This window comes from Intestinibacillus massiliensis (assembly GCF_900155735.1).
Lineage (GTDB): Bacteria > Bacillota > Clostridia > Oscillospirales > Butyricicoccaceae > Intestinibacillus > Intestinibacillus massiliensis.
The window spans coordinates 348825-370501 of record NZ_LT707060.1 but is presented as its reverse complement, the minus strand read 5'-3'; the positions used below and the strand labels follow the sequence as shown (position 1 = coordinate 370501).

The window sequence follows — 21677 nt, the reverse complement described above, 5'->3', positions numbered from 1 at the left end:
TTCACCATCTTTTCTTCCTTTGCTGAGTCTATTATAGCGAACCCCGCCTGATCCTGGCAATGCGAAATCTTATTGTTTTATTGCGAAATCTTACCCTTGCCTGCCAAATCGCCCGCAACAAAAAAGCCGCGGACATAAGTCCGCGGCCATGCCGTGTCAGAAACGCATTTGCCGGAACTGCGTCGGCGTGAGCTGCGTCGATTTCTTAAATGCGCGTATAAAATTGGATAGGCTGTTGAAACCGCACGTTACCGCAACCGATTCAGCCGATGCGCGGGTTTCCAGCAAAAGCTGCTTGGCCTGCTTGATGCGCGTGTTCAAAAGGTAATCGTAGGGGGAAAAGTTCGTCGCCTGCTTAAACAGCCGGGAAAAATAAGACGGGCTTAAGCCGACGGCGGCCGCGATCCGCTCGAGCGAGAGCTCCTCCCCGTAATGCCCGTCGATAAAACGGATGGCCTCCAGCACGACCGGGTCGTCCGCCTGCAGGCCGTCCTGCGGCGCGGCGAGCCCGCTCAGGATATTGTGCACGCACGCCGAGATGTGGTGCTCGTTGACCGCCGGCCGGCCGACCTCCTCCAGCACCTGGCGGAAATAGGTCGAAATCTCCGGCACCGCCGCGTTATGCTGCGTCAAGCTGCCGTTTTCCCGCAGCAGCTCGTAATATTTCCGGCAGCTGCACCCGTTGACGTGCATCCACAGCCAATCCACCGAGGGGTCGGCGCGGAACTCATGCGGTTCCGTGCAGTCCAGCATGATAACAGCGTTTGTTTCCGCGATGAAGTTGCGGGTCGGGGTCTCAAACCGCATCGTGCCGCTACGGATCCAGAACAGCATGAACATGTCAAAAAAATCACGGTTGATCCCATAATGCGCGTTACATTGGTAGTCCCCCGCCATTTCCACATAATAGAGCGCGGAACGCGCAAAGTCCGAAGGCATATGGATATAGATTTCCGAAGACGGCAGTACGCCGTCCTGTCTTACTTTCACTGTTTTCCCTCCCGCCGGCCTGGCGCTTAAAGTTTTTCCGCCTGCAGCCAGTCAAAGCTTTCAAACGCTTCCGGCGGGAGCGGCTTCGAAAATATAAAGCCCTGCACATATTTGCAGCCCATGCCGCGCAGCGTACGCACCTGTTCCGTGCTTTCGATGCCCTCCGCAACGGTGTTCATACCGAGTTTGCGCGCAAGTTCCAGCACGCAGGAAATCACCGCCCACCCCCGCGCGGGGTCGTCCGCGGGGGCAAAGAACTGCCTGTCCAGCTTGAGCACGCTGATAGGCAGGTTCTTGAGGACGTTCAGCGAGGACTGCCCGGTTCCAAAATCATCCATTGCACAGCCCACGCCGTTTCGGTGCAGGGACAGGATGATGTCGCGGAACTGCTCGTAGTTTTCGACCGCGATGTTCTCGGTAAATTCCAGTTCGACCTCCCCCGGCCGGATGCCGTACCGGTCTTTGACGCGGCAGTAGGCTTCTATAAAATCGGGCTGCAGCATGGAGATGCGGGACACGTTGACCGCCAGGCACAGCGGGCGGCTGCGCCTGCCGCGGACGTCCCGCAGGTACCGGCACGCCTGTTCAAACACGTAGCGGTCAAGCTCCACGATCATGCCGTTCCGCTCAAACAGCCCGATAAACTCGCCCGGCATAATAAGCGCCCCTTCGCGCTTTTGCCAACGCACCAGCGCTTCCGCATAATCCGGCGCCTGGTACCCTTCCACAGTCAGCGCGACCTGCGGTTGCAGGTGCAGGATAAATTCCCCGCGGCGCAAGGCCTCCTGCATCTCGCCCTGCATCTGCATGTCCCGCAGTACGCGGGCGCGCATGCCGTCGGAATAGACCGCATACCTGCTCCCGGACTTATTTTTCACACTTTTCTGCGCCATATTCGCCCGGTTCATCATTTCGTCCAGGCTCAGGCGGTCGGCCGGCTGGCGCATGAGGTATACGCCCGACGCCAACTCCAGGCGGAACCGCCGGTCCGCCGCTTCCTGGAATGTGGCCAAGCGCTCCACCAGGCCGAAAAACATGCTTTCCACCTGCCCCATCCCGCGGTAGCGGCGCAGCGCGGTGAAGTTGTCGGCGGAAATGCGCGCAAACGCTTCGCCCTCGTCCAAATCGTCCGCAATGAGGTTTGCCCAGTACCGTAAGATGCGGTTCCCGACGTCATAGCCGAACACATCGTTAATGTACTTGAAGTTTTTAAGGTCGCAATACCACAACGCGTAAGGCGTATCCGGGTTGGCCGCCAGGATTTCCGCGGCACGGCGCCGGTACCATTCAAAATTCTGATAGCCCGTGACCTCGTCGTAATACATGAGCCTGCGGTTGCGCTGCTCAACCTCGTCGCGACCAATCTGCCCGCTGATATACTTGGCCAGGGGGTTCAAAATGCTGAGCTCCTTCCAGTGCGCCGTAATATTATACAGGCACACCAGCCCCGCCAGCCTTTCCCCGACAAAAATCGGCGTGAAGCAGGCGTTCCGCACGCCCTGCCGGCGCAGGCACGCATACAGCAGCGGGTTGTCCGCCCGCAAGCCCTCCGTATCCCACAATACGGACTGCCGGTTATCGGAGAATATCGCCGCCCATTGCTCCAGCGCCCTGGGTGACGGGTCTTTAAGAAGCGGCTGGACGGGAGCCGCCGACGGATCGCCCTGCCAATGCAGCACGGCCCCCTGCGCGTCCTGGTGGGTAAAATAGTGCAGGTACGCCCAGCCCGCATGATAAAACGTGCCGATCATACGCAGGATGCCCTGCAATGCCGTGGCCGTACCCGTACCCGCCGCCAGCGCTTCCACGCAGTTCATCAGCACGCCCTGGCTCTCCAGGCTGCCCAGCAGGACGGCCTTCGCGCGCTCCTCCCCGGTGATATCCATGACGATTTCGAGGCGCACCCGTTTGCCGTGCCAATCCAGCAGCTTATCCTTCAAAATATAGTTCCTGCCGGTAATTTTATTATAGTGTTCCCAGACGTAATACTGTTCCGCATTCAGCAGACGGTTCGTGCAAAAAGGGCAGGGCGAATCGCGCTGCTGCAAAACTTCATAGCAGGTCTTGCCCTGATAATTCTGCCACCCTGCCGGGATCGGCCGCCCCTCCGCGATGCTGATATAGTATAGCTCATACGTGTTGGGATCGCTGATATAGAGGAAGTCCTGCTCGGTTTCGAACGTAAACTCCTCCGTAAAATCCACAGCATATTTGGAAAACATATCTGTGATTCCCTTTTCCGCCTCCGTTTGCCCCGGCAGCCTGTCCATGCAACTCGCCTCTTTCCAACATCGAAATCATACCCCCTATTATACAGCATATTGGAATAAATTCCACCCCATTCCGTGCATATCGCACAATTTATGACAAAAAAGGGCGGGCGGCGGCGGGAAAAACCCCAGCCGCCGCCCGTTTTAGCGGAACAGCGCATACTCGCAGTTGGCTGTAAAGGCCGCAACCGCCAGTTCAAATATAATGACAAACGCCAGCAGGATGCCGCGCACGCCACCGGACACGGCTCCCGCGACGCTGACAAGCGCATACGGCAGCAGGAAAATCAGGCGGTACCGCGCCCCGTTTTCGGCAAGGTCGTCGCGCCCCGCCTTTCGGGCAATGCGGATCAGCAGCCCGATCATGTGGTACAGTACATACACGCAANTTAAACCAGTGCAGGCAGCGGAAGGCCGTAAAAACGTAGCCGGCCGCGATGTCGTTCCAATGCACATGCGCCAGCTCATGCAGCAACACCTTTTCGTCAATCCCCCTGGCCAGGGGCGCGGGGACGACGAGCACCGGCCGCAGCGCGCCGCAGACATACGGCGTGCCGCCGGACGGCGCGATGCGCACGCGCACCCGCTCTTCCCAGCCGTACCGGGATTGCAGCTCCCTTACCTGCCGGCAAAGCGGCTCGGGCGCGGCCGCATACCGGCGCACTGCCAGCCGAAGCCGCAGCGCGCAAAACACAAAATAGGCCATCAGTGCGCAGGCGGCCGCGAGATACGCCCAAAACAGGATACGGTCTAGCCGCGTCAGCCAATCCGGCAGCGCCTGCGGCGCAAGGTGCAGCGTTTGATACACGCCGGGCGCGGCCTGCACCACCGGCTGCGCGTCCAGCGGCGCGTCCGAAAAATGGTTCGCTACCGCGGCCTCGGCAATCCCTGCCACCGCCGGCACATCGAAGGCGCCCATCAGGCTGATTTCGTTGCGGAGCACCTGCGTGCCCGCGGGCAGCACCATCCGCGCCAGCAGCAGCACCCATAAAAACGCATGCCACCGCGCGGTCAAATGCTCCCGGAACAGCCATTTGGCAAACAGGAGCAGCAGCGCCACGGCGGATGCGAGCAGGCTCACCTGGAGTACGTTCCAAAAGCTCATTCCTGCGCATCCCCTTCCCCGCGCCGCCCCGCGCTGTCGAGCAACGCGCGCAGCTCGGCAACCTCGTCCTCGGAAAGCCGCTCGTCACGCAGGAAGGTGCGCACAAGCTGGCCGGCCGACCCGCGGAACACCCGCTGCACAAAGCCCTCCGTTTCTGCCCGGACGCAGTCCTCGCGCGCGGCCGACGGGTAATAGCGGTGCGGCGCGCCGCCCGCCCCCGCGTGCACATACCCCTTGCCTTCGAGCCGGGTCAGGAAGGTATGCACCGTGTTCCGGTTCCAGCCGGTATCGGCGAGCGCCTCCGCGACCTCGGCGGTGGTGCTGCCGGGTCTCTGCCACAGCGCGTCCATCACCCCCCACTCGGATTCCGTGATCTTTTTATCCCGCGCCATCTTGCCGCCTCCTCACTACATTTGTAGTCTTTACCTGTATACTACATCTGTAGTTAGCGTTTGTCAACCGCGAAAATCCATTTTGCAGGCAAAAAGGTTTGCCACAAAACGCGAATTGTGCTATTATTTTATCAGCTTTGTGTAAAAGGATAGAGAAATGGGGAGTAGGATGATGGATTTTCTGCTGAAAATAAACGAAATGGTCAACAGCTTTGTCTGGGGGCCGGTCATGATCGTGCTGCTGATCGGCACCGGCCTGTTTTTCACCGTGCGCAGCCGCGGGCTGCAGTTCCGCCGCTTCGGCTATGTGATGAAAACCAAGATCGGCACCCTGTTTACGGGCGGCGCGGGCAAGGGCATCGCGGACGGCGCGGTCTCGCCCTTCCAGGCGCTGACCACCGCGCTCGCGGGCACCATCGGCACCGGCAACATCGTGGGCGTCGCCACGGCGATCACGGCGGGCGGCCCGGGTGCGATCTTCTGGATGTGGGTGTCCGCGCTGCTCGGCATGATGACGAAATATTCCGAAATTGTCCTGTCCGTGCACTTCCGCCAGAAGAACAGCACGGGCGAATGGAAGGGCGGCCCGATGTACTACATCGAAAAGGGGCTGCACCTCAAGTGGCTGGCCGTCCTGTTCGGCGTCTTCGCCTTCATCACGACCTTCGGCACCGGCAACCTGACGCAGATCAACGCCATTGCGACCTCCATGCAGACGACCTTCCACGTCCCGCCGTTTGCGACCGGCCTTGTGGTGGCGGCGCTGATCGGCTTCGTCATCATCGGCGGTATCAAGCGGATCGGGCGCATCACGGAAAAGGTCGTGCCGCTCATGTCGCTCTTTTATGTCGTGGGCGCGGCCGTCGTGCTGTTCATCAACCGCGAGGCAATCCTGCCCTGCTTCTCCTCGGTCTTCCATGCGGCCTTTACCCCGTCGGCGGCCATCGGCGGCTTCCTGGGCGCGGGCGTCATGAAGGCGATCCAGATGGGCATGGCGCGCGGTATCTTCTCCAATGAGGCCGGCCTTGGCACCGCGCCGATCGCGCATGCCGCGGCGGATACCGAGCAGCCCGTCGAGCAAGGCCTGTGGGGTATCTTCGAGGTGTTTATGGATACGATCCTCGTGTGCACCTGCACGGCGCTCATCATCCTGACAAGCGGCCTGTGGACCTCGGGCATCGACGGCGCAAACCTGACCATGGCGGCCTTCACCCAGGCGATGCCCACGGCCGGCAACCTGATCATCACGGTCGCGCTGTTCTTCTTCGCGCTGTCCACTATGCTGGGCTGGTCGTACTATGGCGAAAAATGCTTTGAATACCTGTTCGGCGAAAAATGGGTCATGGTCTACCGCGTGGCCTTCATCCTGGTCACGGTGCTCGGTTCCCTAATCGAACTCAAGATCGTCTGGGCGGTGTCGGACACGCTCAACGGCCTGATGGCAATCCCCAACCTGATCGGCCTGATCGGCCTGTCCGGCGTCGTCATGAAGCTGACACGCGACTACTTTGGGGAAAAGATGTAGTGTAAATTACAATCCGTATACAAAAAGAGGAGCCGTAAGGCTCCTCTTTCCTATTATTGCATCTTCCCGTCCCGGGTCTGCTGGATGATGCTTTCCATCTGTTCGCGCGACAGCATGCCGCGCACATACCCGAACGGCTTGCCCTCCTTATCGATCATGAACGTCGTCGGGAAGGAGGAAATCCCATAATCGAGGAAGGTGTCCCCGGTCGTATCCATGACGACCGGATAGGTGTAGCCGCTGTCCGTCAGGAACTTTTCGACCTCCTCCTGGGAAACGTCCTGGTTATACGGGTTGTCGTCGGTGCGCGGGTTCGCCACGCCCAGGATGACAACCTCGTCCTGGTTTTCCCCCAGGTCCTTATAAAGCGCCTCGAGATCCGGCATTTCCTCCTTGCAGAAGCCGCACCATGTCGTCCAGAAGTTGAGCAGCACGATCTTGCCCTTGTAATCAGACAGGGTGTGCGTGTTCCCATACTGGTCGGNGGCCGGCTCGTCCCCGCCCTTGGCGTCCGCGGCGGTCTGGCCGGTCGCCTGGGACAGGTAGCCGGTCACGCCGTTCATGGTGCCGGTAAACATCATCAGCCCCATCAGGATGAGCAGCACGCCGCCGGCCTTGACCGTGTATTTCACCACGTTCTGATGCCGCTTGAACAGGTCGAGCAGCGCGCCCGTGAACAGGCCGACCGCAAGGAACGGCAGCACGAAGCCCAGCGTATACACACCGATCAGCGCAAACCCCATCCCGGCGGAGGAAGCGGACGAGGCAAGCAGCAGCACGCCCGCGAGCGCGGGGCCGACGCAGGGCGTCCAGGCGAAGCTGAACGTAAAGCCGAACAGCAGCGCGACGACCGGGTTCATCGTCAGCTTATCCAGCCGGAACGGCAGGCGGCGTTCCTGGCTGAGCAGCTTCGAGCCGTAAAACCCGACCTGGTACAGGCCAAACAGGATCACCAGCACGCCGCCCACGCGCGCAAAAATCATCCGGTTGCCGGAAAAGAACTTGCCGAGCGCAGTAAAGCCGAAGCCGAGCAGGAAAAACGCGAAACTCACACCGATCACAAAAAACAGCGTGTTAAGCATCACGCGGCTGCGCTGGTAATGCGTCCGCCCCTCCCCGTCCACAGAGCGCGCGCCGCCTGCAAGATAGCTGATGTAGAGCGGCACCAGCGGCAGTACGCAGGGGGAGAAAAAGCTAAAGATACCCTGCAAAAATACGGTCAGGGCGGAAATATTCGTCTGTAAGGTGAGTCCCATAAAGCCTCCTTAGTGTTAGGTCACGCGGTGCCGGGGCCAAAAATGCGCCGGTCGATGTCCGCTATGGTGTAAGACGCCAGCCGTTCCCGGCACAGGCCGTCCAGCTCGCTGTAAATGCCGTCCATGATATCGGCCATGCCGGACGCGACCAGGCAGTCCATGTCCGCGTCGCCGCTGCGCCACGCCGTGCCAACAAACTGCACCGCAACCGCATCCCCGACCTGGCGCAGGGTAACGCCCGCGGGGTCGCGCGTAAACAGGTAACCGCCCTCCGCACCTTCCCGTGTTTCCACGAGGCCGTGCTTTTTGAGCTTTGCCATCACCTTGCGCACGCGCGCCGGGTGCGTGCAGATATTGTGTGCCAGCTGCTCGCTCGAGACCGTGGCCTGCTTGTGGTTTAAAAAAGTCAGCGCGTGCACCGCGATGCCGAACTCACTTGTCATGTTATCATTCCCCCATTTGTATTTTTACGAGCCGAAAGCGCCGCTTTCGGTCTCATAAGGCCAGTCGATAATGCCGCCCATATCGAAAACCGCGGTATAGCCCATATCGGTAAGCTTTTGCGCCGCTTCCGCCGAGCGCCGGCCGGAGCGGCAATACACGAGCAGCGGCGCGTCCAGGTCCGGCAGCAATTCCGGCGGGGTGCCCGCAATTTCCTCATTCGGCACCAGCAGCGCGCCGGGGACGTGCCCTTCCTCGTATTCCTCCGCGGTGCGCACGTCGACGACCGTCACACCGCCCGCATCTATCTTGCCCTTCCCTTCCTCCGCCGTAATCACGGTGATCGCGGCCGTGTCTTGCGCGGCCCCGCCCGCCGCAGGGGGCGCGCCCCGGCCACAGCCCGTGAGCGCTAGCACGCCGGCGAGCAGCAATGCAACGATACCCTTCTCCATAGAAAGCCTCCCAACTGCAATTGTTTCTGTTTCATTTCCTATCTGTTATTATAATAATATCAGTTTGGTTTGTCAAGCCATTTTTCTTGTGCATCCTGCGCCCGGATGCTATACTGGTTCCATTAAGATGATTCCCACAGGGGTGGTGAAACCATGTTTTACAATGAAAAAGGCGTGCTTGCCCCGTCGGCCAAGTATTTCCTTACGCCGTCGGGCATAGCGCGCGAACTATTCTTTTATATCACCCGCTGCGGGCATTATTTTTGCGACAGCCGGTATTCCTATAACGGGCAGACGAGCGAGGGGCAGGTTTCCTCCCGGCGCACCTTCCTGCTCTTTTACATCCGTTCCGGCAGCATGGCTCTGCGCCTCGACGGCCGGCTTTACAAAGCGTCCGACCACCACGCCGTGCTGATCGACTGCCGCCGCCCGCAGGAATATTACGCCACAAGCGACCTTGAATTTATCTGGATCCATTTTGACGGCGCAAATTCCCGCGCCTTTTATGAAAAGATCGTGCAGATGCGCGACAAGGTTTTCGCCGTGCATGACGGCGGCGTGCTCTTCCGCGCGATGCACGAGCTGGTGTCCGATTGCGGGCGCGCTGGCGGCCTGCCCGAAATCGTGCGCTCCCAGCGGATGTACGCCATCCTGTGCCAGCTCCTGCTGCCGCGCACCGCCGCGGGGCGGTATGGCGCCTCGCCGGTCGACCGCGCGCTCGATTACATCCGCCTGCACCTCGGGGAAAAGCTGACGATCCGCGACGTGGCCGATTCCGTCGGGCTAAGCCNGATGTGTATAAGAGACAGATGCACGAGCTGGTGTCCGATTGCGGGCGCGCTGGCGGCCTGCCCGAAATCGTGCGCTCCCAGCGGATGTACGCCATCCTGTGCCAGCTCCTGCTGCCGCGCACCGCCGCGGGGCGGTATGGCGCCTCGCCGGTCGACCGCGCGCTCGATTACATCCGCCTGCACCTCGGGGAAAAGCTGACGATCCGCGACGTGGCCGATTCCGTCGGGCTAAGCCCCTCCCATTTTTCCCGCCTGTTCCACAGCGCGACCGCGCTTTCGCCCTATGAATATATCCTGCTGCAGCGCATGGACCGCGCCAAGACCCTCCTGGTCACAACGACCTATTCCGTCAAGGAAATCGCATATATGGTCGGGTATGGCAACGAAGCGACCTTTACCACCGCCTTTTCCGACAAGGTCGGCGTGTCCCCGCGCGCTTACCGCAAGCTGGTCAATTATCTGGATTTATAGGCAAAAAGGAAGCCCTGCGGCAAAAGCCGCAGGGCTTCCTTTTTGCCCAGAACCGCTAGTATGCGATCCCGGGCGGAAAAAAGAGAAGATATTGGTTTAAAGCGTGTAGGACTGCGCTTTCCGGATGATATAGCGCAGCTTTTCCAGGCTGACGCCGGGCGGCAGGCTGTCGCCGTTTTCAATGATCCATTTGCGGCGCAGGCCGCCGAGCTTTTCCGCGGTTTCATCCAGATAGCGGCCGAGCTCCTCAATGGTGCAGTTGATCAGGAACGCCGGGTCCAGGCCGCCGATCATCAGGAATTTGTCGCCCCAGGCCGCGGCGCACTCTGGAAGCTCCACGTTGCCGGTCGTAAGCGGCGTAATGGACTCAAACGCCGCCACATGTTCGGTTTCCATGAGCGGCAGCAGCGCCTTGATATGCCCGCAGGCGTGGTGGATCAGCTGCTTGCCCGCGGCCGCCGTGATGGAGGTGAATTCCTCGAACTCCGGCAGGACATAGTCCCGGAACAGCGTCGGGGAAAGCAGCGTCGTGGAGGAATCCTCCCAGATATTGAACACCGTCGCCGGGCACTCCACCGCCGCCCGCGCGGCCTCCATATTTTTGCTGCGCAGCGTCGCAAGGAACTCCCCGACGACCTCCGGGTAATCCATCATGTCGAAGGTCGTGCGCTGCACGTCGTCTTCGCTCAGGTATTCCAACGAGGAGCGGAACTCGGTAAGCTGCGGGACGATGATGCCATGGTCGCCCAGCATCTTTTCGCGCTCGGCATACCAGCCCGAATCGGGTTCAAAAACGGTATGTTCAAACACATATTGCAGGATTTTGTAATCCTCTACGGTTTTAATGTAGCTTTCCTTTTTAAACGGGATGTCGCCCCACGCCATCTTGCCGGCATAGGACTCATAGACCGTGCCGACCGGGGTTTCAAAAATGCGCCGGGTCTCGCCGCCCTGGTAAACCTCCTGAAATGTCACGCCGCCGGTATATTTTTTGCGGTAGGGCAGCGGGCCGTCGCGGTCAAGGATGTCCGCCCCCAGCTCCATCATCAGCTTCATGGGATCGGGCTTGTCCGGCAGGCTGTTGGTAAAGTAGGGGTTGATCAGGAACGTCGAACCGACCCGGTCAGGCATACCACCTGCAAACAGGCAGGCCAGCCGCTCACGGGATGTCATATCCATTTGCATTCACCTCATATGGAATCTCGCCGTGTCATTTGTGCTATCCTGCTACCAGTATAGCGCGCCGCGTCCCGCTTTTACAATCGGGATTCCGCGCGCAAACCTTGGATATCCGGCCATGCAAAAATACCGTGCCGCGCGATTTATAGGTTTTCTACAAACCGGACGCAGCCTGCCTTATTTTCGCATAAACAGGCGGTTTTTCATCCCAAACCCGGAGGCTGTACCGTCCATTCCCAATAAAAAGCGCCTCCCGGATTCATCCGGGAGGCGTTTTCTGTCCCCTGCGACCCCTCAGCGGAAGTCGTAATGCTTTTCGTTGCCATGCGCGGCGGGGCGGCTCGCCCTGTTCTCCACGCGGGACGGGATGATGCTGGCCGCGATAACCGCTAGGCCACAAACCGTAAAAAAGGCTGCCATGGTATTTTCCCCCTTTCGGTAGTCGGCGCCTGCGGGCGCCGGTGCTTTTTTCTTTACGTCCATAGTATACGCCTACAGTGGGAAATCTGACAGATCATTCTTGCGAAAATACAGGCCGGTTTTGCACGGTTTCCCCGGCGTTCTCTTTGGTGGAATTGCACTTTTTTGCGATTTGTTTTTTGTGCATATTCTCCAAGTATTATTTTCCCTGTTTTGCCTGCTTCATGGAAAGGGAAATCCTTTTCTTGGAAGCGTCGGCCTCAAGCACCACGACGTTCACCACATCCCCCACGGTCACCGCTTCGGAGGGGTGGCGAATGAACCGGTTACAGATCTGGGAGACGTGCACCAGCCCGTCCTGATGCACGCCGATATCGACAAACGCGCCGAAATCGACCACGTTGCGCACCGTGCCGGTAAGTTCCATCCCGGGCTTCAAGTCCTTGACGTCCAGCACGTCGGTACGCAGCAGCGGGGGCGGCAGCTCGTCGCGCGGGTCGCGCCCGGGCTTTTGCAGTTCGCTTACGATGTCGAGCAGCGTCGGCGCGCCCACGCCGCACGCGCGGGCGGCCTCCGCCGTCCCCTGTTCCTTGACGCGCCCTGCCAAGCCGTCCAGCTTGCCGACGTCGGCAAGGCGGTAGCCGCACAGCGCGAGCAGCTTTTCCGCCGCCGCGTAGGATTCCGGGTGCACGGCCGTGCGATCGAGCACGTTTTCGCCGTCCGGCACGCGCAGGAAACCCCCGCACTGCTCGAAGGCCTTGGGGCCGAGCTTCGGCACCTTGCGCAGTTCCTTGCGCGTGCGGAACCGTCCGTTCTGTTCGCGGTACGCCGCGATGTTCTTGGCAACCGTGGCGCTCACGCCCGCCACCCGGCCGAGCAGCGAGGGCGACGCGGTATTGAGGTCGACGCCGACCGCGTTCACGCAGTCCTCGACCACGCCGTCCAGCGCCGCGCCAAGCTGCGCCTGCGGCATATCGTGCTGGTACTGCCCCACGCCGATCGCCTTGGGGTCGATCTTGACCAGTTCCGCCAGAGGGTCCTGCAGGCGGCGCGCAATCGACACCGCGGAGCGCAGCGACACGTCGAACTCCGGGAACTCCTCCGCGCCGAGCTTGGAGGCCGAATAGACCGACGCGCCCGCTTCGCTCACGACCATATAGGATATCCCGCCGCCGTACTCATGCAGGAACTCGGTAATAAAGATTTCCGACTCGCGCGACGCCGTGCCGTTGCCGATCGCGATGCACTGCACGCCGTGCTTATCACACAGGCGCGCCAGCTCGCGCTTGGCCTCCGCCGTCTTGTTGTGCGGCTTGGTGGGGTAGACGACCGAGGTCTCGAGCACCTTGCCCGTGCCGTCGACGACCGCGATTTTGCAGCCCGTCCGGTACGCGGGGTCGAAGCCCATGGTCACGCGGTCCCTGACCGGCGGCTGCATCAGCAGCGGGCGCAGGTTGAGCGCAAAGGTGCGGATCGCCTGCTCGTTTGCCTGCGCGGTCAGGTCGCCGCGCACCTCGCGTTCCAGCGACGGGAAAAGCAGCCGTTCCCAGGCGTCCTGCGCGGTTTCGCGGATGCGCGCTGCAAACGGGTTCTGCGGATGCAGCACCATGCGCAGGATCGCGACCTGCGCGCCCGCGTCGTCGCAGCGCACGGACGCCTTGAGGACGCCCTCCTTTTCACCGCGGTTGATCGCGAGGATGCGGTGGCTCTGCAGCTTATTGAGCGGCTCCTCAAAGTCGTAATACAGGCGGTAGACCGTATCCTCCTCCGTGGCGGCCACGGCGCGCAACACGCCGGTGCGCTGCACATGCGCACGCAGCTTCTTGCGCAGCGCGGCGTCGTCGGACAAATTTTCCGCGATGATGTCCTGCGCGCCCGCCAGCGCGTCTTCGGCGCTCCCGACGCCCTTCTCCGGGTTTATAAACGCCGCCGCGAGCGCCTCCGGGTCGCGGGACGGCGCTTTGCCGGAAAACAGCATCTCCGCGAGCGGCTCCAGCCCCTTTTCGCGCGCAATGCCCGCGCGCGTGCGGCGCTTGGGGCGGTACGGCCGGTACAGGTCGTCGACCTCGGCCAGCGTCGCGGCGCGGCCGATGGCGGCGGCCAGTTCCCCCGTCAGCTTGCCCTGCCCTTCGATCGCGGCCTTGACCTCGGCGCGGCGCGCTTCCAGCCCCCGCAGGTAGGCAAGGCGCTCGCTGATTTCACGGATTTTCTGGTCGTCCATCGTGCCGTGCTGCTCCTTGCGGTAACGCGCGATGAAGGGCACCGTATTGCCCTCGTCCAGCAGGCGCACGACATTTTCCACATGCTCCGGCCGCACGGAAAATTCCTGCGCCAGTATTGTAATCATGGTATCCATTTTAACCGTTCTCCTTTGTATCGTTGCCCTTCTATTGTACCCTTTCCGCCGCCCCGCGGCAAGGCGCTTTTCATGCGGGCGCACCGCGGGGTATGATAAGTAGCAGGCAATTTACGCAAGCTATACGTGAACCAAGGAGGATGGCCTATGAATAAAAGGACTTACGGCTATGTCCGTGTATCGACGCGCGACCAGAACGAGGACCGGCAGCTTATGGCGATGGAACCGCTCCGGATCGACCGCATTTTCCTGGACAAGCAGTCCGGCAAGGATTTTGCGCGCCCCGCCTACCGGCAGATGCTCCGCGCAACCCGCCCCGGCGACCTGATTATCGTCAAAAGCATCGACCGCCTCGGGCGGAATTATGAAGAGATCATCGCGCAGTGGAAACGCATCACCCGCGAAAAGGGGGCGGACATCCGCGTGCTCGACATGCCGCTGCTCGATACGCGCGCGCGGGACGGGAACGACCTGACGCGCACCTTTATCTCCGACCTGGTGCTGCAAATCCTGAGCTATGTGGCACAGACGGAACGCGAAAACATCCGCCAGCGGCAAGCCGAAGGCATTGCGGCCGCGCAGCGGCGCGGCGTAAAATTCGGCAGGCCGCCCAAGCCCGTGCCGGACAATTTTTACGAACTGCGCGGCCTGTGGCAGCGCGGCGAGCTGTCGTCGCGGCAGGCGGCACGGCTACTGCAAATCCACCACAGCACATTTTTGCGCTGGGTCAATGGTAAAAATAATGGCGCATGAGGTAGACTTTACACGACAAGGGAAATACATACGTTTCCGGTTATCCCACAGCCTATCAGAACCCACAGGCATGGATAACCTCTCATTTTTTATTATAGCGCCTGTGTCGGATATTNCGGCGGCCAGTTCCCCCGTCAGCTTGCCCTGCCCTTCGATCGCGGCCTTGACCTCGGCGCGGCGCGCTTCCAGCCCCCGCAGGTAGGCAAGGCGCTCGCTGATTTCACGGATTTTCTGGTCGTCCATCGTGCCGTGCTGCTCCTTGCGGTAACGCGCGATGAAGGGCACCGTATTGCCCTCGTCCAGCAGGCGCACGACATTTTCCACATGCTCCGGCCGCACGGAAAATTCCTGCGCCAGTATTGTAATCATGGTATCCATTTTAACCGTTCTCCTTTGTATCGTTGCCCTTCTATTGTACCCTTTCCGCCGCCCCGCGGCAAGGCGCTTTTCATGCGGGCGCACCGCGGGGTATGATAAGTAGCAGGCAATTTACGCAAGCTATACGTGAACCAAGGAGGATGGCCTATGAATAAAAGGACTTACGGCTATGTCCGTGTATCGACGCGCGACCAGAACGAGGACCGGCAGCTTATGGCGATGGAACCGCTCCGGATCGACCGCATTTTCCTGGACAAGCAGTCCGGCAAGGATTTTGCGCGCCCCGCCTACCGGCAGATGCTCCGCGCAACCCGCCCCGGCGACCTGATTATCGTCAAAAGCATCGACCGCCTCGGGCGGAATTATGAAGAGATCATCGCGCAGTGGAAACGCATCACCCGCGAAAAGGGGGCGGACATCCGCGTGCTCGACATGCCGCTGCTCGATACGCGCGCGCGGGACGGGAACGACCTGACGCGCACCTTTATCTCCGACCTGGTGCTGCAAATCCTGAGCTATGTGGCACAGACGGAACGCGAAAACATCCGCCAGCGGCAAGCCGAAGGCATTGCGGCCGCGCAGCGGCGCGGCGTAAAATTCGGCAGGCCGCCCAAGCCCGTGCCGGACAATTTTTACGAACTGCGCGGCCTGTGGCAGCGCGGCGAGCTGTCGTCGCGGCAGGCGGCACGGCTACTGCAAATCCACCACAGCACATTTTTGCGCTGGGTCAATGGTAAAAATAATGGCGCATGAGGTAGACAATATCCGACACAGGCGCTATAATAAAAAATGAGAGGTTATCCATGCCTGTGGGTTCTGATAGGCTGTGGGATAACCGGAAACGTATGTATTTCCCTTGTCGTGTAAAGTCTGATTTACGCGCCAATGCCCCGATAGAAGGAGGTGCGCCTTTGACGCCAACAAACGACCCCGGCCGGCTGCTGCAGGATCTCGCGGACGCGCTCGGGCTGCTATACCTGTCCGACCTGCATACGCCCCGGTACCGTGTTTCGCTCCTGCGGATGCTCGAAAACGTACCTGCTTCCCAATATAGCGACGCGGAATGGCGCGCCGCAGCATCCTATATCCTGTGCGGCGAAGCCGCGGCAGGCGAGGCGCCGCGCGACCACCTGCTGCGCGGCTTGCGCGAAATGCTGCGGAAAAATCCATAGATCTGCTAAAACCGTCCTTTAGGACGGTTTTTTACCGCCCCAAGGGGCACAAAAAAACCCCATCCGGCTAAAATCCGGACGGGGTTTTAAAATGGTGAAGATGAGAGGACTTGAACCTCCGACCCCCTGCATGTCAAGCAGGTACTCTAACCAACTGAGCTACACCTTCCTATATGGTGCAGATGGAGGGACTTGAACCCTCACGTCCTTGCGAACACTAGCACCTGAAGCTAGCGCGTCTGCCATTCCGCCACATCTGCATATTGCACCCCGCCGCCTTGCGGCAGGGCATGTCTCCGAAAAGAATACTGGACTCAACGTGTTGAATCCAGTATAATGGTGGACCTGGAGGGATTCGAACCCTTGACCTCTGCGTTGCGAACGCAGCGCTCTCCCAGCTGAGCTACAGGCCCATATATGGGGCTACCGCACCGAAGCGAGGACGCCCACATATGGTCGAGGCGACAGGACTTGAACCTGCGGCATCCTGCTCCCAAAGCAGGCACTCTACCAAACTGAGCTACGCCTCGGGACAATTTTCAGCGTTTCGCTTTAAGCCCTTGACAAGTATTAATTATACTTGTAAGATAGTCGTATGTCAAGCATAAATTTTAAAAAATGTGCGTGTCAGCCAGACACGCCAAAAGGAGACTGAAAAGCATGAAAAACAGCGAAAAGACCATGGAAAAGATCGTCGCCCTGTGCAAGGGCCGCGGTTTTGTGTACAGCGGCTCCGAAATTTACGGCGGCCTCGCGAACACCTGGGACTATGGCCCGCTGGGCGTTGAATTCAAAAACAACGTCAAGGCGGCATGGCGCAAGAAGTTCGTACAGGAAAGCCCGTACAATGTCGGCCTGGATTCCGCCATCCTGATGAACCCCATGACCTGGGTCGCATCCGGCCACGTCGGCGGCTTCTCCGACCCGCTCATGGACTGCAAAGACTGCAAGACCCGCCACCGCGCCGACCAGCTCATCGAGGATACGACGGGCGAAAACCCGGCCGGCTGGTCCAACCAGCAGATGATGGACTATATTAATGAGCACCAGATCGCCTGCCCGAACTGCGGCGGCCACAACTTTACCGATATCCGCCAGTTCAACCTGATGTTCAAGACCTTCCAGGGCGTTACGGAAAATGCCAAGAGCGAGCTGTTCCTCCGCCCGGAGACCGCGCAGGGTATTTTCGTCAACTTCCAGAACATCCAGCGCACCACGCGCAAGAAGATCCCGTTCGGCGTCGCCCAGGTCGGCAAGTCCTTCCGCAACGAGATCACCCCGGGCAACTTCACCTTCCGTACCCGCGAGTTCGAGCAGATGGAGCTGGAGTTCTTCTGCAAGCCGGGCACCGACCTTGAGTGGTTCAAGTTCTGGAAGGATTATTGCCACCAGTTCCTGCTGGATCTCGGCATGAAGGATGAAAACCTGCGCCTGCGCGACCACGAGCAGGAGGAGCTTTCCCACTACTCCAACGCCACCACCGACATCGAATTCCTGTTTCCGTTCGGCTGGGGCGAGCTGTGGGGCATCGCCGACCGCACCGACTTCGACCTTACCCAGCACCAGAAGACGTCGGGCGTGTCCATGGAGTATTTCGACCAGGAGGCGAACGAGAAGTACGTCCCCTATGTCGTAGAACCCTCCCTCGGCGCAGACCGTGTCGCGCTGGCCTTCCTGTGCGACGCGTACGACGAGGAAAACGTCGGCAAGGACGGCAAGGAGGACATCCGCACCGTGCTGCGCCTGCATCCGGCGCTGGCGCCGTTCAAGGCCGCTGTGCTGCCGCTCTCCAAGAAGCTGTCCGCCCAGGCCATGCCGGTTTGGGAGAAGCTGTCGAAAAAGTTCAACGTCGACTTCGACGACGCCGGCTCGATCGGCAAGCGCTACCGCCGCGAGGACGAGATCGGCACCCCGCTGTGCGTCACGGTCGATTTTGAGACCGAGGCCGACGGCTGCGTTACCGTCCGCGACCGCGACACCATGGAGCAGGAGCGCATCAAAATCGACGACCTCACGCATTATATCGCCCGCAAGATCGCGTTCTGACCCCTGCACAAATGTACCAAAAGCCCCGCCGTTTTTTTGGCGGGGCTTTTTCCCGCCTTTTTGCCAAAAAGCGGTTGACACCGGGCTTCACGTGGGGTATAGTTAATTCAGTAATAATTCCTAATATTAAGAGGAGGGAACCCCATGGCACATAAAGCATACGATAAGATCAGCGGCACGCTCGCCATTGTGTCCACCGCGCACGAGGGCAAACTGTCCGGCTGCATCATCAACTCCGTCCTGCTCGCCGCAGGCGGCAAGCTCGCCATTTCCGTCAGCAAGGACAACTTTACCTGCGGGGAAATTGAGAAATCCGGGCTGTTTACCGTCGCGCTGCTCACCCAGGAGGTACAGGGGCAGGTCATCGCGGATTTCGGCTTCAAATCCAGCGCACAGCTCAATAAATTCGCAAGCTGGGCGTATGTGAAGGACAAAAAGGGCGTCCCCTGCCTGACGCAGGACGTTGCGGCGCGCTTTGCCTGCCGCGTGACCGACAAAGTCGACCTCAACTCCCACATCCTGTTTATCGGCACGGCCTACGAGGTCGAGGCGCGCAGCGAATCGCCCGTCCTGACCACCGAGTATTACAAGACGGCCAAGGAAGGCCAGGTGCCCGCCGCCGCGCCATCCCACGTCACGGGCGAGCCGGGCTGGCGCTGCTCGGTGTGCGGCTACATTTTGGAATCGGACGAGATCCCGGACGACTTCAAGTGCCCGATCTGCGGCCGCGGGCCTAACATGCTCGTAAAACGGTAATAAGGCAATTGTTCCTCCTTATTCCCATCATAAAAGGGGACGGCTGACAGCCGTCCCCTTTTTTGTCCCCGGTAACCTTGCGCCGGTGCCGCAAACGGCATCCCGGCAGCCTATGCGCTGCCCTTCCGCCGCCGCTTTTGCCTGAAATAGCCGAGGTACAGGATGCCCGCCGCAAGCGACCAGAAATAGGCCATCATATACGGCACCTCGAAAATATTCTCGAAATAGCAGTGCACCAGCACGCCGCACATGCCCGCGAACATCGCGACCGCGAGCGGGTGCATGTCCGAATGCCGTGTGCGCCCGATCGAGCGCAGGCACCAGAGCGCCATGCCGACCAGCAGGATGATGAAGAAAATCAGGCCGATATACCCCATTTCCACGAGGGTCTTGAGATAATAGTTGTCCATGTAGAAATACTCGAAGGTATCGGTCTTCTCCATGATCTGGTTCTGCATCGCGACCGCGCCGCCGAACCTGCCGAGGCCGAAGCCGAGCCATGGGTTGCTTTCATGCAGCAGCTGCAGGCCGGTGTCCCACCGCACCATGCGCCCCGCGCGCTGGCTGGCTTCCACATAGTCCGACGTGAACAGGTAGGTGATGCGGTTTGCGATCGAGGGGATCGCAATCATCGCCCCCGCGCCGCCGACCGCCATGACCGCGATCAGCCTGCGGTCGAGGAAAATTGCAAAAACGAGCACCGCGACCACAAGGCCGCCCCATGCGCCCTTGGAAAAGGTAAAGATGATCGAAAGGCACATGACGCCCGTACAGCAGACCGCGGCGGCCTTGACCCAAAACTTTTTCGCATAATAGGCGATGCCCGCCGCCATCGGCGCGAACAGAACGAGGAACGACCCCATGATGTTCGGGCTGCCCGTGATGGAAAAGACGCGCGTGCGCACGCTCTCCTCGGTCTGGGAAACCCATGAGGCCGGGATCGGCGTCGCGACGATGAACTGGTAAATGCCATGCAAGCCGACCAGCACCGCCGCCGCCACGAGCGTCCCGTACAGGATACCGAAATCCCGGTCGTCCTCGATCAAACGGATGACGACGAAGAACCAGAAAATGTACTGCACCACCGCCCGCAGGCCGTCAATCGCAATGCCCATATAGGGCGAAACCGCGCACATCAGGAAAAAGCCCACCGCGACGAACAGGAAGATATACCCGTCCAGCGGGGTCGCGCGCGTGCCCATCGGGGCACGGCGCATGGCCTTGCGCCAGCAGACATAGCAGAACGCAAGCATCATCAGCCCTTCGTCCCAGAGCGAACCCACAATGGCGGGCGCATAGGCGCGCAGGAAATAATCGAGCGGCAGGTAAAGCGCGACCGCCATGATCAGGAACCCGCGCACGCCGAAGAAACGGCAGACCCGGCCGACCGCGCCGCCGCCCAAAAACCGGCCGACCGGCGCCGCGGCTGCCCGGCCAAGCCGGTATACGCCGCTTGCTTCAATATACGTACCGATGCGCTGCAAAAAACGGCCGAAACGCGCCACGGCGCGCGAATAAACCGAGCCGCTGCCCGCGAACATCGGCGTGCCGGTAAAACGGTCCCACCACTTCCGGGTGCGGGAAAACGGGTAGCTTTCCGCAAACGACCGGAAGAACGCCGCGATCGCGCCCGCATGGTACCACTCGCGCAGCCGCAGCAGGAACCGCCAAAGCACGCTTCCCGTCAGTATCTGTTTCATTCGCTAAATTCCACCGAATCAATATTGGCCGTGGTCTCGAAGTTGTTGGTCTTAATGATAAAGGTGCGGCCCGCGCGCACTTCCTGCGTGCCGATCTTGGGGGCCGGGGTGTCCTTGCGGACCTGGGACTCGACGATGATGACCACGTCCTTCTTGGACGGGTCGAGCGCATTGGCGATGCGGCCGTCCGCCGTCGGGATCTGCTGGACATAGTCCTCAACCGTCAGGCTCTTGATCTCCGCGTCCACATATTCGTTGCCGGATACCAGCTTTTTCCCCACCTGGTCGTTGCCCTCGCGCTGCAGCTCCTCCACAAGGAAGGGCGTCGCGCCGCGCACGCGCAGCACCGTGGTCATGGTCACCTGCGGGCTGACCGCTTCCGCCACCTTGGGCGCAAACAGCTTGTACCCCACGCCGGCGACCACCGCGATAACTGCAATCAGAACGAACAGATCCACCAGATTGATCAGTCCGAAAAGCTTGCCTTTTTCGTTGATAATCTTCATTTTAAACCTCCGTTATTTTATCTTGCCGCATCCATCATAGCACAAACGGAGGCCGACCACAAGCCTCTTTTCGGTCAGGCAGCGCCGAAGAAGTGCCGCACCTCGCCGAGCAATTCTGCGGCTTTGAAGCGCACCACATAGCGCGTGCCGTCCCGGCGCGTCATGGCGCGCTCCCCCGGGGAAAGCGACGCCGTCTCCCCCGCCGCCGCGCCGTCGCACAGCGGCGGGAAGATCACGCACCACCAATTATGCCCCTGCGCGCTGCCAATGCGCACCTTAAGCCCGACATACCGGCCGGCCGGCAGGGAAAAATCCGTATAATCGCGCGTCGGATAGTATTCTTCGCTGATCTGCGCGGTGACCCCGTCGTCCGCCCCCTGCGCCCACAGTTCGAGCTGCGCGGCGTCCACGATCTCCTGCATGTGCGCGCCCAGGATCTGCCGCACCTCGTCCTGGTTATCCGCTTCCTCCAGCCACGGCGCGCACAGCGCCAGCACGCGGTCGCGCACGCACAGCTTGACCCGCTGGTCCTCCGCGCTGTCCGAATCCGCAATCACGTGCAGCCGCAGCACCTTATCCGCGATATCCTGCTGCTGCGCCCCCGCGCCCGCCGCATATGTAAAGAGCAGCAGCACTGCCAGCGCCAGCATAAGCTCCACGCGTTTTACCTTTCCCGTCATAAATAAAACCTCCGTCCTGACTCTTTGCACAGAGTATG

Annotated in this window: 21 protein-coding genes and 4 tRNA genes; 7 read left to right on the top strand and 18 right to left on the bottom strand. The window is 60.4% G+C overall.

The window, feature by feature from the left end:
* Positions 1–156: 156 nt before the first annotated feature.
* The 4 genes from CZ203_RS13245 to CZ203_RS13230 form a co-directional block, all read right to left on the bottom strand.
* Entirely contained in the window at positions 157–990 is an 834-nt protein-coding gene (locus CZ203_RS13245; protein WP_087066574.1) for an AraC family transcriptional regulator, read from the bottom strand.
* Positions 991–1016: 26 nt separating this feature from the next.
* Positions 1017–3212, bottom strand: coding sequence for a sensor domain-containing phosphodiesterase (locus CZ203_RS13240; protein ID WP_159456534.1), 2196 nt, complete (start codon positions 3210–3212; stop codon positions 1017–1019).
* A gap of 244 nt (positions 3213–3456) precedes the next feature.
* Entirely contained in the window at positions 3457–4365 is a 909-nt protein-coding gene (locus CZ203_RS13235; RefSeq protein ID WP_087066572.1) for a M56 family metallopeptidase, read from the bottom strand.
* On the bottom strand, positions 4362–4757 hold the full coding sequence (locus CZ203_RS13230; protein WP_087066571.1) for a BlaI/MecI/CopY family transcriptional regulator: 396 nt from the start codon (positions 4755–4757) through the stop codon (positions 4362–4364). Before CZ203_RS13230 ends, CZ203_RS13235 begins: the two co-directional genes overlap by 4 nt.
* Positions 4758–4926: 169 nt before the next feature.
* Here CZ203_RS13230 and CZ203_RS13225 point away from each other — a divergent pair, with 169 nt between their 5' ends.
* Positions 4927–6282 (top strand): alanine/glycine:cation symporter family protein, encoded by a 1356-nt coding sequence (locus tag CZ203_RS13225; RefSeq protein ID WP_200809488.1) that lies wholly within the window; start codon positions 4927–4929, stop codon positions 6280–6282.
* A gap of 53 nt (positions 6283–6335) precedes the next feature.
* Here CZ203_RS13225 and CZ203_RS13220 read toward each other — a convergent pair whose 3' ends face one another.
* The 3 genes from CZ203_RS13220 to CZ203_RS13210 are packed head-to-tail and all read right to left on the bottom strand — an operon-like array spanning position 6336 to position 8431.
* Entirely contained in the window at positions 6336–7538 is a 1203-nt protein-coding gene (locus CZ203_RS13220; protein ID WP_087066569.1) for a redoxin domain-containing protein, read from the bottom strand.
* Between the two features lie 20 nt (positions 7539–7558).
* Positions 7559–7981, bottom strand: a complete 423-nt coding sequence (locus CZ203_RS13215) for an RrF2 family transcriptional regulator (RefSeq protein WP_087066568.1) — start codon at positions 7979–7981, stop codon at positions 7559–7561.
* A 24-nt stretch (positions 7982–8005) separates the two neighbouring features.
* A complete protein-coding gene (locus CZ203_RS13210) occupies positions 8006–8431 on the bottom strand; it encodes a rhodanese-like domain-containing protein (RefSeq protein WP_087066567.1) in 426 nt (141 codons plus the stop codon).
* A gap of 875 nt (positions 8432–9306) precedes the next feature.
* Between CZ203_RS13210 and CZ203_RS13205 the strand changes: the two genes are divergently transcribed.
* Positions 9307–9693 carry a helix-turn-helix domain-containing protein gene (locus CZ203_RS13205; protein WP_159456533.1) on the top strand — a complete coding sequence of 129 codons (387 nt, stop codon included), beginning with the start codon at positions 9307–9309 and terminating at the stop codon, positions 9691–9693.
* Positions 9694–9789: 96 nt separating this feature from the next.
* Here CZ203_RS13205 and CZ203_RS13200 read toward each other — a convergent pair whose 3' ends face one another.
* The 3 genes from CZ203_RS13200 to CZ203_RS13190 all read right to left on the bottom strand — a co-directional run bounded on the left by CZ203_RS13200 (position 9790) and on the right by CZ203_RS13190 (position 13648).
* Positions 9790–10872, bottom strand: coding sequence for a uroporphyrinogen decarboxylase family protein (locus CZ203_RS13200; RefSeq protein WP_159456532.1), 1083 nt, complete (start codon positions 10870–10872; stop codon positions 9790–9792).
* 294 nt (positions 10873–11166) lie between these two features.
* A complete protein-coding gene (locus CZ203_RS15310) occupies positions 11167–11292 on the bottom strand; it encodes a hypothetical protein (protein ID WP_268875375.1) in 126 nt (41 codons plus the stop codon).
* A gap of 199 nt (positions 11293–11491) precedes the next feature.
* Complete coding sequence (locus CZ203_RS13190; RefSeq protein ID WP_087066563.1) at positions 11492–13648, bottom strand: Tex family protein; 2157 nt, start codon at positions 13646–13648, stop codon at positions 11492–11494.
* Between the two features lie 147 nt (positions 13649–13795).
* On the opposite strand from CZ203_RS13190, the gene CZ203_RS13185 reads away from it, so the two are divergent.
* Positions 13796–14401: a recombinase family protein gene (locus tag CZ203_RS13185; protein ID WP_087066561.1), complete on the top strand. Its 606-nt coding sequence runs from the start codon at positions 13796–13798 to the stop codon at positions 14399–14401.
* Here CZ203_RS13185 and CZ203_RS15305 read toward each other — a convergent pair.
* Positions 14339–14770, bottom strand: coding sequence for a Tex-like N-terminal domain-containing protein (locus CZ203_RS15305; protein ID WP_456236205.1), 432 nt, complete (start codon positions 14768–14770; stop codon positions 14339–14341). The two genes, CZ203_RS13185 and CZ203_RS15305, sit on opposite strands and share 63 nt — an antisense overlap.
* Before the next feature lie 156 nt (positions 14771–14926).
* Between CZ203_RS15305 and CZ203_RS13175 the strand changes: the two genes are divergently transcribed.
* Both CZ203_RS13175 and CZ203_RS13170 read left to right on the top strand, forming a co-directional pair.
* Positions 14927–15532, top strand: coding sequence for a recombinase family protein (locus CZ203_RS13175; protein ID WP_087066561.1), 606 nt, complete (start codon positions 14927–14929; stop codon positions 15530–15532).
* Positions 15533–15690: 158 nt separating this feature from the next.
* Positions 15691–15951, top strand: coding sequence for a hypothetical protein (locus CZ203_RS13170; protein WP_087066560.1), 261 nt, complete (start codon positions 15691–15693; stop codon positions 15949–15951).
* A gap of 92 nt (positions 15952–16043) precedes the next feature.
* Here CZ203_RS13170 and CZ203_RS13165 read toward each other — a convergent pair.
* The 4 genes from CZ203_RS13165 to CZ203_RS13150 form a co-directional block, all read right to left on the bottom strand.
* Positions 16044–16120, bottom strand: a tRNA-Val gene (locus CZ203_RS13165).
* A gap of 5 nt (positions 16121–16125) precedes the next feature.
* Positions 16126–16211 (bottom strand) — tRNA-Leu (locus CZ203_RS13160).
* Between the two features lie 77 nt (positions 16212–16288).
* Positions 16289–16364: transfer RNA gene (locus tag CZ203_RS13155), tRNA-Ala, on the bottom strand.
* 40 nt (positions 16365–16404) lie between these two features.
* Positions 16405–16481 (bottom strand) — tRNA-Pro (locus CZ203_RS13150).
* 130 nt (positions 16482–16611) lie between these two features.
* On the opposite strand from CZ203_RS13150, the gene CZ203_RS13145 reads away from it, so the two are divergent.
* Complete coding sequence (locus tag CZ203_RS13145) at positions 16612–17997, top strand: glycine--tRNA ligase (RefSeq protein WP_087066559.1); 1386 nt, start codon at positions 16612–16614, stop codon at positions 17995–17997.
* 144 nt (positions 17998–18141) lie between these two features.
* Positions 18142–18753: a flavin reductase family protein gene (locus CZ203_RS13140; RefSeq protein ID WP_087066558.1), complete on the top strand. Its 612-nt coding sequence runs from the start codon at positions 18142–18144 to the stop codon at positions 18751–18753.
* A 110-nt stretch (positions 18754–18863) separates the two neighbouring features.
* Here the strand turns inward: CZ203_RS13140 and CZ203_RS13135 are convergent, their stop codons facing one another.
* From CZ203_RS13135 to CZ203_RS13125, 3 genes are all read right to left on the bottom strand, one after another.
* Positions 18864–20453: an O-antigen ligase family protein gene (locus CZ203_RS13135; protein WP_087066557.1), complete on the bottom strand. Its 1590-nt coding sequence runs from the start codon at positions 20451–20453 to the stop codon at positions 18864–18866.
* The gene (locus CZ203_RS13130; protein ID WP_087066556.1) at positions 20450–20959 is read right to left on the bottom strand and encodes a DUF4330 domain-containing protein; all 510 of its coding nucleotides are present in this window, start codon (positions 20957–20959) and stop codon (positions 20450–20452) included. The genes CZ203_RS13135 and CZ203_RS13130 overlap by 4 nt, the downstream gene beginning before the upstream one ends.
* A gap of 74 nt (positions 20960–21033) precedes the next feature.
* Positions 21034–21639 carry a stage II sporulation protein R gene (locus CZ203_RS13125; protein ID WP_159456531.1) on the bottom strand — a complete coding sequence of 202 codons (606 nt, stop codon included), beginning with the start codon at positions 21637–21639 and terminating at the stop codon, positions 21034–21036.
* Between the last annotated feature and the right edge of the window lie 38 nt (positions 21640–21677).

What these genes read in the sequence shown, in the direction of transcription:
- CZ203_RS13125 (WP_159456531.1), bottom strand. Translation starts at nt 21,639, where the DNA reads ATGACGGGAAAGGTAAAACGCGTGGAGCTTATGCTGGCGCTGGCAGTG.
- CZ203_RS13205 (WP_159456533.1), top strand. Translation starts at nt 9,307, where the DNA reads ATGTACGCCATCCTGTGCCAGCTCCTGCTGCCGCGCACCGCCGCGGGG.
- CZ203_RS13130 (WP_087066556.1), bottom strand. Translation starts at nt 20,959, where the DNA reads ATGAAGATTATCAACGAAAAAGGCAAGCTTTTCGGACTGATCAATCTG.
- CZ203_RS13185 (WP_087066561.1), top strand. Translation starts at nt 13,796, where the DNA reads ATGAATAAAAGGACTTACGGCTATGTCCGTGTATCGACGCGCGACCAG.
- CZ203_RS13240 (WP_159456534.1), bottom strand. Translation starts at nt 3,212, where the DNA reads ATGTTTTCCAAATATGCTGTGGATTTTACGGAGGAGTTTACGTTCGAA.
- CZ203_RS13225 (WP_200809488.1), top strand. Translation starts at nt 4,927, where the DNA reads ATGATGGATTTTCTGCTGAAAATAAACGAAATGGTCAACAGCTTTGTC.
- CZ203_RS13140 (WP_087066558.1), top strand. Translation starts at nt 18,142, where the DNA reads ATGGCACATAAAGCATACGATAAGATCAGCGGCACGCTCGCCATTGTG.
- CZ203_RS13210 (WP_087066567.1), bottom strand. Translation starts at nt 8,431, where the DNA reads ATGGAGAAGGGTATCGTTGCATTGCTGCTCGCCGGCGTGCTAGCGCTC.
- CZ203_RS13215 (WP_087066568.1), bottom strand. Translation starts at nt 7,981, where the DNA reads ATGACAAGTGAGTTCGGCATCGCGGTGCACGCGCTGACTTTTTTAAAC.
- CZ203_RS13190 (WP_087066563.1), bottom strand. Translation starts at nt 13,648, where the DNA reads ATGGATACCATGATTACAATACTGGCGCAGGAATTTTCCGTGCGGCCG.
- CZ203_RS15310 (WP_268875375.1), bottom strand. Translation starts at nt 11,292, where the DNA reads ATGGCAGCCTTTTTTACGGTTTGTGGCCTAGCGGTTATCGCGGCCAGC.
- CZ203_RS13135 (WP_087066557.1), bottom strand. Translation starts at nt 20,453, where the DNA reads ATGAAACAGATACTGACGGGAAGCGTGCTTTGGCGGTTCCTGCTGCGG.
- CZ203_RS13175 (WP_087066561.1), top strand. Translation starts at nt 14,927, where the DNA reads ATGAATAAAAGGACTTACGGCTATGTCCGTGTATCGACGCGCGACCAG.
- CZ203_RS13200 (WP_159456532.1), bottom strand. Translation starts at nt 10,872, where the DNA reads ATGGATATGACATCCCGTGAGCGGCTGGCCTGCCTGTTTGCAGGTGGT.
- CZ203_RS13145 (WP_087066559.1), top strand. Translation starts at nt 16,612, where the DNA reads ATGAAAAACAGCGAAAAGACCATGGAAAAGATCGTCGCCCTGTGCAAG.
- CZ203_RS13230 (WP_087066571.1), bottom strand. Translation starts at nt 4,757, where the DNA reads ATGGCGCGGGATAAAAAGATCACGGAATCCGAGTGGGGGGTGATGGAC.